Below are 11,794 nucleotides of genomic sequence, written 5' to 3' on the forward strand. Positions count from 1 at the left end.
CGGTGGCCGGCCCCAAAAGAAAACGCCGCCCGGAGGCGGCGTTCTCATGTTGGCGGTGGCGAGGCTTACACCATCGGCTCGCGCAGCGCGGGCATGTCCCAGCCCGGACGCGGCGCGAAGCGGTCGCCGTAGCGCGATTGCAGCGTCTTCAGGCGCTCCACCAGCGCATCGGCGCCGGTGGCGCGCACGTGCTGGATCGGGCCGCCGCGGAACGGCGCGAAACCGGTGCCGAAGATCACGCCGGCATCGAGCAGGTCGGCATCGCTCACCACGCCGTCGTGCAGGCACGCCACCGCTTCGTTGAGCAGCGGCAGGATCAGCCGATCCTCCAGGTCCGCCGGCGCCTCGTAGTCCTTCGGCACCTCCGGCTTCACCGCCTTGCCGTTCTCCCACTTGTACAGGCCCTGGCCGTCCTTCTTGCCGCGCTTGCCCGGCTCGACGGTCTTCAGCGCCGCGGGGATCGGCAGGCCCAGGAACGGGGCCAGTTCCTCGCCCACGCCGGCGGCGACGTCCAGCCCCACGGTGTCGATCAGCTCGATCGGCCCCATCGGCATGCCGAACTTCACCGCCGCCTTGTCGATCACCGGCCCCGGAATGCCCTCGGCATACGCGGTCGCCGCCTCGAGCATGTACGGGAACAGCACGCGGTTGACCAGGAAGCCCGGCGTGCCGGCGACCGGCACGGGCAGCTTGTCCAGCGCCTTGCAGAAAGCGGCCAGGCGCTTGCGCGTTGCCTCGGCCATCGCGTCGTGCTGCACGATCTCCACCAGCGGCATCATCGCCACCGGGTTGAAGTAGTGCAGGCCGGCGAACTGCGCCGGGCGCTGGATGTGCTCGCGCAGCTCGGTGAGCGGGATGGAAGACGTGTTGGTGGTCAGCAGCGCGTCGGCCTTCATCTGCGGCTCGACCTGCTGGTAGAGCTCGCGCTTGGCTTCCGGCTTCTCGATGATGGCCTCGATCACCAGGTCCGCCTGGGCCACGCCGTGGCCGGCCAGGTCGCTCTTCAGCCGCGCGGCCACCGCCGGGCGCTTGGCCGCGTCCTTGACCCGCTTGTTGAACAGCTCGTTGCCGCGCGCCAGCGCGCCGTCGATGAAGCGCTGCTCGCGGTCCTGCAAGGTGACCTCGAAGCCCTTGTAGGCCGACCAGGCGGCAATGTCGCCGCCCATCACGCCCGCGCCGACGACGTGCACGTGCCGGATGCCGTGATCCTTCCCGCCCAGCCCCTTCAGCCGTTCGGTGAGGAAGAAGATGCGGATCAGGTTGCGCGCGGTCGGCGTGCCGGCCAGCTTCACCACCGCCTTGCGCTCGGCGTCCAGGCGGCCCTGGATGCCGGCGCCGCCGGCGCGCTGCCACACGTTGATCAGCGCATACGGCGCCGGGTAGTGCTCCTTGCGGGCCTTGCGCGCGACCTGCTTGGTCATCTGCGGGGCGAGCAGCTTGCGCGCGAGCCAGGTGTTGGTCGCCCAGGCGGTGAAGCGCTGCTTGAACGGGCGCACCGTGCCGGACAGGATCAGCCCGACCGCGGTATCCACCAGCACGGCCGGCGCGGCCACCTTGTCCACCAGGCCCATCGCGCGAGCGGCGCTGGCCGACACGGTGCGGCCGGTGAGCATCAGGTCCATCGCCGCCGGCGCGCCGATCAGCCGCGGCAGGCGCGCGCTGCCGCCCCAGCCGGGGAAGATGCCCAGCTTGGTCTCCGGCAAGCCGATGCGGGTGGAGGGATCGTCGGAGGCCACGCGGTAGCGGCAGGCCAGCGCGATCTCGGTGCCGCCGCCCATGCAGAAGCCGTGGATCGCGGCCACCGTGGGGCAGGGCAGCTCGGCGAGCTTCTGGAACACGGTCTGGCCGCGGCGGATCGCGTCGTTCACCGTGCCGCGGCGGTCGTATTCCTGGAACTCCTTGAGGTCGGCGCCGGCGATGAAGCCGTTCGCCTTGGCCGAACGGATCACCACCCCGCGCGGCGGATCGATCGCGATGCGCTCGATCAGGTCGGCCAGTTCCAGCAGCACGTCCTGCGAGAAGGCGTTGACCGGCGCGTCGGCGCGGTCGAGGCTGAGCACCACGATGCCGTCATCGCGGATCTCGGTCTGCCAGTGACTGAATCGGAGGCCATCGAAGCCTGAAAGCATGGGTTGGACCATCCGCTTGTGTATGGAAGGGGCCGTTATCATCCAGAGGTTGTTTCCTTCACGTCAAATCCCCAAGGACAGGGGATGGGGTGACGCTCGCCCGGCCGGCCGTGGTCGCCAGGCTAGTGCAACGCCCGTTAACCTTGTGGCGTGGCGGTCGCGCGGCGCCCCTGAACTTTTCCCACCAGCGCTGGTCATAACGCCCGGACATGAAGGGCGACAGGAGTGCGGCCCGACATGGCCGAAGTCGAAACACCACAGGATCTGGACCTGGAGCTGGTCCGGCGCGTGCAGCGCGGCGAGAGCGCGGCGTTCGATGTATTGGTGCGCAAGTACCAGCACCGCATCGTCGCCCTGATCGGGCGCTACATCAGCGACTGGAGCGAATGCCAGGACGTGGCCCAGGAGACGTTCCTGCGCGCATACCGCGCGCTGGGCAACTTCCGCGGCGACGCCCAGTTCTATACCTGGTTGCACCGCATCGCCGTGAACACCGCCAAGAACCACCTGGTCGCGCACAACCGCCGCCCGCCCACCGACGACATCGACGTCGCCGATGCCGAGCAGTTCGACGGGGCCACCCGTCTGCGCGACACCGATACCCCGGAGCGTGAACTGATGCGCCAGGAGCTGGAACAAACCGTGATGAAGGCGGTCCAAGCCTTGCCGGAAGAACTCCGGGCGGCCATCACCCTGCGCGAGGTGGAGGGCCTGAGCTACGAGGAAATCGCGCAGAAGATGGATTGCCCGATCGGAACGGTGCGCTCGCGCATCTTCCGGGCGCGCGAGGCCATCGACGCCGAGCTGCGGCCTCTGCTGGAGACCGACAGCGCCACCCGTGATCGACAGCGTGATCGTGTATGAACCCACAGTCTTCCCCTACCCACGACAAGTTCGAAGTCCACTACCGGCAGCAGCTGTCGGCGCTGATCGACGGCGAGCTGCCGGCCGACGAAGCGCGTTTCGTACTGCGCCGCTTGCAGCATGACGATGCGCTGTCCGGCTGCCAGGAACGCTGGCAGCTGTGCGGCGACGTGCTGCGCGGCATGGCCAGCGCGCCGGCACCGGTCGATTTCGCCGCCCGCGTGCGCGCGGCGGTCGCCACCGAGCCGGCGCCGCAGGCGGCACCGGCGCCCGGTCGCGCCCGCGCCTGGCGTTGGGGCGGTGGCGCCATCGCCGCCTCGGTAGCCGCGCTGGCCTTGTTCGTGGCGCGCGACCGCGTGCCGCAGGCCGCGCCCGAGGCGCCCACGCCGGTCTTCGCCAGCACCGCGCAGATTCCCGCCGCGCCGGTGCCGACGCCGGCCGATCCGGACGGCGACAACGCCATCGGCACCATGGCCGCCGCCGCACCGGCCGCCGCCTTGGCCGCCGCGCGGCGCGAGGCCGGCGGCCGCAGCGTGGCCTCTGCCACGCGCGTGCAGCAGGCCGCGCGGGCCAGCGCGGCGCGTCGCGACCCGGCCCCGCAGGTGCAGGTGGCCAACGCCGCCCCGGCCGCGCACGCGCCGGCCACCGCGGTGGCGGTGGCCAATCCGTTCGCACACCCCGAGGCGGCGGTAGCGGCCAGGCCCTGGCCGCGCGCAGCGCTGGCTGGCAGCCAGAGTGCGCTCAACGCCAGCTTCGGCAGCAGCGAACCGGCGGCGACGTTCTATCCGTTCGAACCGGCGCAGCTGCCGGCCGAAGAGTCCGAGCGCCTGCCGCCCTTGCCCAGCCACTGAGCCGTCATCCCCGCTTTCGTAGTGTTGCCGCCAGCCGCCCGTTCCGCGGGCGGGCCGGCGCTGCTTTGCCCGACCTGCACCCACCTTGTTCTTCAGGAGCGTGTTCCAGATGAATCCCCGTATCCGCTACCAGATGTTCGGCCTGTTGGCCCTGTCGCTGCCGCTGGCCGCTTGCGCCCAGCAGCCCGCCGCCCCGGCGGCGCAGGACAGCGCCCCGATCGCCACCCGCAGCGCCACGCCCGCGCCGCAGCTGGTGGCCGGCTTGCCGGACTTCACCCACCTGGTCGAGCAGGTCGGCCAGGGCGTGGTGAACATCGACACCAAGGTCACCCGCGCGGACATGATGAAGCGCTCCGGCCGCGACGCGCAGCAGATGCCGGACGATGACCAGATTCCCGAATTCTTCCGCCGCTTCTTCGACATGCCCGGCATGCCGGGGCCGGGCCAGGGCCCGCGCCGCGGTGGCGGCGGCAACGACGGCGACATCGTCGGCCGCGCGATGGGCTCGGGCTTCATCATCTCGCCGGACGGCTACGTGCTGACGAACCACCACGTGGTGGACGGCGCCAGCGATGTCACGGTCAAGCTGTCCGACGGCCGCGAGCTGAAGGCCAAGGTGGTCGGGAGCGACGAGCAGTACGACGTGGCGCTGCTGAAGGTCAATGCGAGCAACCTGCCGACCGTGCGCATCGGCGATTCCAACACGCTCAAGCCCGGCCAGTGGGTGGTGGCGATCGGTTCGCCGTTCGGCCTGGACCACTCCGTCACCGCCGGCATCGTCAGCGCCACCGGCCGCGCCAATCCCTACGCCGACCAGCGCTACGTGCCTTTCATCCAGACCGACGTGGCGATCAACCAGGGCAACTCCGGCGGCCCGCTGCTGAACACCCGCGGCGAGGTGGTGGGCATCAACTCGCAGATCTTCTCCGCCTCCGGCGGCTACATGGGCATCAGCTTCGCGATCCCGATCGACCTGGCCGTGAGTGCGGCCGAGCAGATCAAGAAGACCGGCCACGTCAGCCGCGGCCAGCTCGGCGTGCAGGTCGGGCCGATCGATTCGCTGCAGGCGCAGGGCCTGAAGCTGCCCGACACCAAGGGCGCGCTGGTCAACAGCCTGGTGGCCGACAGCCCGGCCGGCAAGGCGGGCGTGGAGGTCGGCGACGTGATCCGTTCGGTCAACGGCACGGCGATCAACGCCGCCAGCGACCTGCCGCCGATGATCGGCGTGATGCCGCCGGGCACCAAGGTGCGCCTGGGTATCCTGCGCGACGGCAAGCCCAAGGACATCACCGTCACCCTCACCACCCTGGACAGCGACGTGCGCCCGGCCGCGGCCGCCAGCGACGAGGCCAGCACGCCCAGCGGCCCGGCCAGCGCCGCGCTGCTCGGCCTGCAGGTGGCCGACCTCAGCGCCGCCGAGCGCGAGCGCGTGGGCCTGAAGTCCGGCGAGGGCGTGCGCATCACCGCGGTCAACAGCAGCTCGGCCCGCGAGGCCCGGCTCAGCCCGGGGCTGGTGATCCTGCGCGTGGGCCGCACCCCGGTGGGCAGCGTGGCGACGCTGAACCGCGAACTGGCCGGCTACAAGAAGGGCGATGTGGTGATGCTGCTGGTCACCAGCGGCCAGGCCACCAGCTATGTGGCGGTCAAGGCGGGCGAGTGAACCGGCCGGCGCGGCGGAGCTGAACGGCCCGCCGCGCCCCCGCTGCCGCGCCCGGCGGCGGCAGGGGCGCGGGGCGTGCGATAATGCACCGTTATCCTGACGACGGCCCAGAGCCGCCGCCCACCTCCATGTCCATCGATTCAATGCGGAACATCCGCAACTTCTCCATCATCGCCCACGTCGACCACGGCAAGTCCACGCTGGCCGATCGCATCATCCAGCTTTGCGGCGGCCTCGAGGCCCGCGAGATGGAGGCGCAGGTGCTCGACTCCAATCCGATCGAGCGCGAGCGCGGCATCACCATCAAGGCCCAGTCCGTGTCCTTGCCGTACAAGGCCAAGGACGGGCAGGTCTACCACCTGAACTTCATCGACACCCCCGGCCATGTCGACTTCTCCTATGAAGTCAGCCGCTCGCTGGCCGCCTGCGAGGGCGCGCTGCTGGTGGTGGACGCCGCCCAGGGCGTGGAAGCGCAATCGGTGGCCAACTGCTACACCGCGGTGGAGCAGGGGCTGGAAGTGGTGCCGGTGCTCAACAAGATCGACCTGCCGACCGCCGACACCGAGCGCGCCAAGGCCGAGATCGAGGCGGTGATCGGCATCGACGCTTCCGAGGCGGTCGCGGTGAGCGCCAAGACCGGCCTGAACGTGCAGGACGTGCTGGAAGCGATCGTGCAGCGCATTCCCGCACCGGTGCCGCGCGACACCGACAAGCTGCAGGCGCTGATCATCGACTCCTGGTTCGACAACTACCTCGGCGTGGTGTCGCTGGTGCGCGTCATGCAGGGCGAGATCAAGCCGGGCGACAAGCTGCAGGTGATGTCCACCGGCCGCAACCACCAGGTGGATGCCGTGGGCGTGTTCACCCCCAAGCGCAAGGTGCTGCAGAAGCTTTCCGCCGGCGAGGTGGGTTGGGTCACCGCGTCGATCAAGGACGTGCACGGCGCCCCGGTCGGCGACACGCTGACCCTGGCCGCCGACCCGGCGCCCAAGCCGCTGCCCGGCTTCCAGGAAATGCAGCCGCGCGTGTTCGCCGGCCTGTTCCCGGTTGATGCCGAGGACTACCCGGACCTGCGCGAGGCGCTGGAGAAGTTGCGCCTGAACGACGCGGCGCTGCGCTTCGAGCCGGAAAGCTCCGAGGCGATGGGCTTCGGCTTCCGCTGCGGCTTCCTGGGCATGCTGCACATGGAGATCGTGCAGGAACGCCTGGAGCGCGAGTACAACCTGGACCTGATCAGCACCGCGCCGACGGTGATCTACGAGGTCCTCAAGACCGACGGCTCCGTGGTGATGATGGACAACCCGGCCAAGCTGCCGCCGGTGAACTACGTGGAGGAAATCCGCGAGCCCATCATCCGCGCCAACATCCTCACGCCCGAGGAATACATCGGCAACATCATCAAGCTGTGCGAGGAAAAGCGCGGCAGCCAGCTCGGCATCAACTACCTGGGCAGCCAGGTGCAGATCAGCTACGAGCTGCCGATGGCCGAGGTGGTGCTGGACTTCTTCGACAAGCTCAAGTCGGTCAGCCGCGGCTACGCTTCGCTGGACTACAGCTTCGTGCGCTTCGACGCCGGCCCGTTCGTGCGCGTGGACGTGCTGATCAACGGCGACAAGGTCGATGCGCTGTCGCTGATCGCCCATCGCAGCCATGCCGACCGGCGCGGCCGCGAGCTGTGCGAGAAGATGAAGGACCTCATTCCCCGGCAGATGTTCGACGTGGCCATCCAGGCCGCGATCGGCGCGCAGATCATCGCCCGCACCACGGTCAAGGCGATGCGCAAGAACGTGTTGGCCAAGTGCTATGGTGGCGACGTTTCGCGCAAGAAGAAGCTGCTGGAGAAGCAGAAGGAAGGCAAGAAGCGCATGAAGCAGGTCGGCCGCGTGGAAATCCCGCAGGAAGCCTTCCTGGCCGTACTGCAAATGGACAACAAGTAAACCCGCAAAGGAACACGCATGAAATGGTTTGAGATCGCGCTGGTCGTGCTGACGCTGGGCTCGGGCCTGGTGTGGCTGCTGGACAAGCTGTTCCTGGCCAAGCGCCGCGCCGCGCGCGCCAGCCTGCTCGACAGCGAGCCGGTGATCATCGAGTACTCGCGCGCCTTCTTCCCGGTGCTGGCGGTGGTGCTGATCCTGCGCAGCTTCATCGCCGAGCCGTACAAGATCCCCTCCAGCTCGATGATGCCCAACCTGCTCATCGGCGATTTCATCCTGGTCAACAAGTTCGCCTACGGCCTGCGCCTGCCCATCACCAACACCAAGTTCGTGCCGGTGGGCGAGCCCAAGCGCGGCGACGTGGTGGTGTTCAAGCCGCCGCACGCCCCGGACGAGAACTGGATCAAGCGCGTCGTCGGCCTGCCGGGCGACCGCATCGGCTTCCACGGCGACACGCTCTACATCAATGGCGAGCCGATGCAGTACGAGGTCAAGGGCGAATACGTGGGCAAGGGCCGCGGCGCGGAAATGACCGGCGCCACGCTGCTGCGCGAGGACCTGCCGGGCCGCCCGCACACCGTGCTGGAGCTGATCGGCCGTTCCAATGCCGCCGGCCAGGGCGACTGGGTGGTGCCGCCGGGGCAGTATTTCGTGATGGGCGACAATCGCGATAATAGCGAGGACAGCCGGTTCTGGACCCAGACGCACTTCCTGCCGGAGCAGAATCTCCGCGGCAAGGCGTTCGGAATCTGGCTCAATTGCGAGGGGTGGTTCTGCAAGGGGAGTTTCGATCCTTCGCGGATCGGGACGGGTATCCAGTAATCCATACGCGTGGCGTAGCTAGGGGAGTAGCGATGAAGCGCAATCAGAACGGAATGACCTTGCTGTCATTCATCGTGGTGTTGGCGGTGGTCGGTTTCGCCCTGTACATCGGCATGAAGCTGTTCCCGATGTACCAGGAGTTCTATTCGGTGAAGGAAGCCATGAAGGGCGTGGCCAACGAACCGGGCAGCGGCGACATGGACCCGGGCCGGGCGAAGGACCTGTTCTTCCGCCGGCTGTACATCAACTATTCGGAAAACGTGAAGAAGGACGACGTGACGTTCGAGCGCGTGGGCAACGGCTGGCGCATGAACGTCAACTACGAGGTGCGCCGCCCGCTGGTGGGCAACCTCGACGTGGTCGGCAACTTCAGCGCCAGCCAGGACCTGACCCGTAGTGGCATCAGCGAGTAAGACACCGCAGCGTGGCGATCGGATCGGCCATGTGTTCGCCGATCCGGCGCTGCTGGCGCAGGCGCTGACCCACCGCAGCGCTGGCGCGCCGCACAACGAGCGGTTGGAATTCCTCGGCGATGGCGTGGTCAACCTGCTCATCGCCGAGGCGCTGTACCTGCGTTGGCCCAAGGCGGACGAAGGCGCGCTGACCCGCGCCCGTGCCGAACTGGTGCGCGAGCCGGCCCTGGCGGTGATCGGCCGGGCGTTGGAGCTGGGCGAACGGCTCACCCTGGGCCCGGGCGAGATGAAATCCGGCGGCCACCGCCGCGACTCGATCCTCGCCGACGCGGTGGAAGCGGTGGTGGCGGCGATCTACCTCGACGCCGGCTTCGAAGCCTGCCGCGCCGCGGTGCTGCCGTGGTTCGAATCGGCGCTGGCCGCGCTGCCGGTCGGCAAGCCGGAGAAGGACGCCAAGACCCGCCTGCAGGAGTGGCTGCAGGCCCGGCAGCGGCCGCTGCCCGTGTATGAACTCGTTTCCGAAAGTGGCGACGACCACGCCAAGCATTTCCAGGTACGCTGCATCCTGTCCGAGCCGGCGTTGGACGCCGAGGGCGAGGGCGGGTCGCGGCGCCTGGCCGAACAGCAGGCCGCCGCCGCGGTGCTGCGCCAACTGGATCCAGGCAAGTGAGCGAATCAACCCCCTACCGCAGCGGCAGCGTGGCCGTCATCGGCCGCCCCAACGTGGGCAAGTCGACCCTGACCAACGCGCTCGTCGGCGCGAAGATCAGCATCGTCTCCAACCGTCCGCAGACCACCCGCCACCGGCTGCTGGGCATTGCCAGCTTCCCGCAGGGGCAGATCGTGCTGGTGGACACGCCCGGCCTGCACCGCGAGCAGGGCAAGTTCAAGGCCTCGGCGATGAGCCGGGTGATGAACCGCGCCGCGCGCGGGTCGCTGGAGGATGTCGACGCGGCGATGATGGTCATCGAGGCCGGCCGCTGGGACGAGGAAGACACGCTGGCCTACAACGTGCTCAGCGACGCCGGCATCCCGGTGGTGCTGATCGTCAACAAGGTCGACCGCCTGAAGGACAAGTCCGCGCTGCTGCCATTCCTGGCCGAGGTGAGCGAAGGCCGCAGTTTCGCCGCGGTGCACCCGGTGTCCGCGCTCAAGCGCAAGGGCCTGGAGGCGCTGACCAAGGACCTGCTCGGCCTGTTGCCCGAGCAGCCGCCGATGTTCGGCGAGGACGAGATCACCGACCGCAGCCAGCGCTTCCTGGCCGGCGAACTGGTGCGCGAGCAGCTGATGCGCCAGCTCGGCGAGGAACTGCCGTATGCCACCACGGTGGAGATCGAGCGCTTCGCCGAGGACGGCAACCTGCTGCGCATCGGTGCGGTGATCTGGGTCGAGCGCGAGGGCCAGAAGGCCATCGTGATCGGCAAGGGCGGCACCCGCCTGAAGGAGATCGGCGCCAAGGCCCGCCAGCAGATGGAGCGCCTGTTCGGCGCCAAGGTCTTCCTGGAAACCTGGGTGCGCGTGCGCGAGGGCTGGTCGGATGACGAGGCCGCGCTCAAGGCGTTCGGCTACGAATGAGGCCGGCCGCGCCGCCGCGCGCGGCCTGAGGCGGGCGCATGCGCCTGGAAGATGAGACCGGCTTCGTCCTGCATGCGCGGCACTGGCGCGAGACCAGCCTGCTGGTCGAGGTGCTGAGCCTGCACCACGGCCGCATCGGGCTGCTGGCGCGCGGCGTGCAGGGCGAACGCAAGCAGGCCTTGCGCGCGGCCTTGCAGCCCTTGCAGTCGATCCGCTTCAGCGCGGTGCAGCGCGGCGAGCTGGCGCAGCTGCGCGGCGCCGAAGCGGAGGATGCCGCGCCGCGGCTACAGGGCGACGCGATGCTCGCCGCCTTCTATCTCAACGAACTGGTGCTGCGGCTGGCGCCGCGCCACGACCCGGTGCCCGAGCTGCACGCCGCCTACGCGCGGGTGCGCGAACGCCTGCGCGCGGCCGAACCGCTGGCCTGGAGCCTGCGCCGCTTCGAGCGCGACCTGCTGGAGGCCCTCGGCGTGGGCCTGGACCTCGAACATGACGTGGAAGGCCAGCCGATCGACCCGGCCGCGCGCTACCAGCTCGACCCGCAGGAAGGCGCGCGCCGCCTGCTCAGCGATCGCGGCGCGGGCGAGCGCAACGCCACCGCCACCGGGCGCGGACTGCTCGCGCTGGCCCGCGACGAAACGCCCGATCCGCTCGACCTGCCCGGCCTGCGCCTGGGCTTGCGCGCGGTGTTGCTGCATCACCTGGGCGGGCGCGGCCTGAAAGCCTGGGACATGCTGCGCGACCTGGCGCCGCGCTGACGGCTCAGTGCAGCAGCGCGGCCACGGCGTCGTGGAAATGATGGCGCGCGGCCGGCGAGCGCGGATCGCCCCGCAGTTCACGCACCGCCTGCGCCAGCCGTGCCGCGCCGACGAAGCCGCAGCTGGCCTGCAAGCGGTGCAGGTGGCCGCGCAGGCTCTGTTCGTCGTCCTGGCGCAGGGCCGAATCCACCGCGTCGCGGGTGCCGGGCAACTCGGACAGGAACAGCTCGCGCAGCGCATTGAGGTGGTGCTGCTGGCCATTGAGCGCGGCCAGCGCGGCATCCTCGTCCCAGTCGCGCTGGATGACGATGCCGCCGCCCATTGCCTCGTCGACGGGGCGCACGGGCAGCAGCCGGCGCACCTGCTGCTGCAGGTCGCTGGCCGGCAGCGGCTTGATCAGCACCTTGAGGAAGCCGTCGGCCAGCAGCCGCGCGGTGGCGCCGGCATCGGCGGTGTGCGCCACGGCCGGGGTCGCCGGGTACGCGGCGCGCAGGCGGGCCAGCAGCTCGCTGCCGGTGCCGTCCGGAAGATGGGCATCGATCAACCACAGGTCGTGGCGGACGTCACGGGATTGCGCCAGGGCCATGGCGATGCTGTCGGCGCTATCCAGCCGCAGGGCGAGGGGCTCCAGGGCGGCCTGGAAAAACCCCAGGCTGATCGGGTCGTCCTCGACCAGCAGAATGCGGGGACGAGGGGGCTCTCGCGAAGCCATCATCTTGCTGCCTCCATGTCAGCACGCCGCAGCGACATCCTGCGGCGGGGTGAGTGTGCCTGCCTTTCCTGCAAAC

At 69.5% G+C, this 11,794-nt stretch carries 11 protein-coding genes; 9 read left to right on the forward strand and 2 right to left on the reverse strand.

The annotated features are described in order from the left end of the window. Positions 1-65: 65 nt before the first annotated feature. Entirely contained in the window at positions 66-2,129 is a 2,064-nt protein-coding gene (locus P6166_RS06560; RefSeq protein WP_277763669.1) for a 3-hydroxyacyl-CoA dehydrogenase NAD-binding domain-containing protein, read from the reverse strand. 237 nt (positions 2,130-2,366) lie between these two features. Here P6166_RS06560 and rpoE point away from each other — a divergent pair, with 237 nt between their 5' ends. The 9 genes from rpoE (at position 2,367) to recO (ending at position 11,006) form a co-directional block, all read left to right on the forward strand. Then, the gene (rpoE, locus tag P6166_RS06565; protein ID WP_277763670.1) at positions 2,367-2,993 is read left to right on the forward strand and encodes an RNA polymerase sigma factor RpoE; all 627 of its coding nucleotides are present in this window, start codon (positions 2,367-2,369) and stop codon (positions 2,991-2,993) included. Further along, positions 2,990-3,844, forward strand: a complete 855-nt coding sequence (locus P6166_RS06570; protein ID WP_277763671.1) for a sigma-E factor negative regulatory protein — start codon at positions 2,990-2,992, stop codon at positions 3,842-3,844. Before rpoE ends, P6166_RS06570 begins: the two co-directional genes overlap by 4 nt. 109 nt (positions 3,845-3,953) lie before the next feature. After that, entirely contained in the window at positions 3,954-5,504 is a 1,551-nt protein-coding gene (locus P6166_RS06575; protein ID WP_277763672.1) for a DegQ family serine endoprotease, read from the forward strand. 128 nt (positions 5,505-5,632) lie between these two features. Then, positions 5,633-7,441, forward strand: coding sequence for a translation elongation factor 4 (lepA, locus tag P6166_RS06580; protein WP_277763673.1), 1,809 nt, complete (start codon positions 5,633-5,635; stop codon positions 7,439-7,441). Positions 7,442-7,459: 18 nt separating this feature from the next. Beyond that, positions 7,460-8,260 carry a signal peptidase I gene (lepB, locus tag P6166_RS06585; protein WP_277763674.1) on the forward strand — a complete coding sequence of 267 codons (801 nt, stop codon included), beginning with the start codon at positions 7,460-7,462 and terminating at the stop codon, positions 8,258-8,260. Between the two features lie 32 nt (positions 8,261-8,292). Further along, complete coding sequence (locus tag P6166_RS06590) at positions 8,293-8,673, forward strand: DUF4845 domain-containing protein (RefSeq protein ID WP_277763675.1); 381 nt, start codon at positions 8,293-8,295, stop codon at positions 8,671-8,673. Next, positions 8,657-9,343: a ribonuclease III gene (gene rnc / locus P6166_RS06595; protein WP_277763676.1), complete on the forward strand. Its 687-nt coding sequence runs from the start codon at positions 8,657-8,659 to the stop codon at positions 9,341-9,343. The genes P6166_RS06590 and rnc overlap by 17 nt, the downstream gene beginning before the upstream one ends. After that, on the forward strand, positions 9,340-10,248 hold the full coding sequence (era, locus tag P6166_RS06600; RefSeq protein ID WP_277763677.1) for a GTPase Era: 909 nt from the start codon (positions 9,340-9,342) through the stop codon (positions 10,246-10,248). Before rnc ends, era begins: the two co-directional genes overlap by 4 nt. Positions 10,249-10,286: 38 nt before the next feature. Further along, the gene (gene recO / locus P6166_RS06605) at positions 10,287-11,006 is read left to right on the forward strand and encodes a DNA repair protein RecO (protein WP_277763678.1); all 720 of its coding nucleotides are present in this window, start codon (positions 10,287-10,289) and stop codon (positions 11,004-11,006) included. 4 nt (positions 11,007-11,010) lie between these two features. Here recO and P6166_RS06610 read toward each other — a convergent pair whose 3' ends face one another. Beyond that, positions 11,011-11,718, reverse strand: coding sequence for a response regulator (locus P6166_RS06610; RefSeq protein ID WP_277763710.1), 708 nt, complete (start codon positions 11,716-11,718; stop codon positions 11,011-11,013). Positions 11,719-11,794: the final 76 nt, after the last annotated feature.

Origin of the sequence: Stenotrophomonas sp. HITSZ_GD, from assembly GCF_029543105.1 — a bacterium.
Lineage (GTDB): Bacteria > Pseudomonadota > Gammaproteobacteria > Xanthomonadales > Xanthomonadaceae > Stenotrophomonas_A.

Coding starts and splice junctions, on each gene's coding strand:
- P6166_RS06570 (WP_277763671.1), top strand. CDS start 2,990: ATGAACCCACAGTCTTCCCCTACCCACGACAAGTTCGAAGTCCACTAC.
- P6166_RS06590 (WP_277763675.1), top strand. CDS start 8,293: ATGAAGCGCAATCAGAACGGAATGACCTTGCTGTCATTCATCGTGGTG.
- P6166_RS06575 (WP_277763672.1), top strand. CDS start 3,954: ATGAATCCCCGTATCCGCTACCAGATGTTCGGCCTGTTGGCCCTGTCG.
- rpoE (WP_277763670.1), top strand. CDS start 2,367: ATGGCCGAAGTCGAAACACCACAGGATCTGGACCTGGAGCTGGTCCGG.
- P6166_RS06610 (WP_277763710.1), bottom strand. CDS start 11,718: ATGGCTTCGCGAGAGCCCCCTCGTCCCCGCATTCTGCTGGTCGAGGAC.
- lepA (WP_277763673.1), top strand. CDS start 5,633: ATGTCCATCGATTCAATGCGGAACATCCGCAACTTCTCCATCATCGCC.
- recO (WP_277763678.1), top strand. CDS start 10,287: ATGCGCCTGGAAGATGAGACCGGCTTCGTCCTGCATGCGCGGCACTGG.
- P6166_RS06560 (WP_277763669.1), bottom strand. CDS start 2,129: ATGCTTTCAGGCTTCGATGGCCTCCGATTCAGTCACTGGCAGACCGAG.
- lepB (WP_277763674.1), top strand. CDS start 7,460: ATGAAATGGTTTGAGATCGCGCTGGTCGTGCTGACGCTGGGCTCGGGC.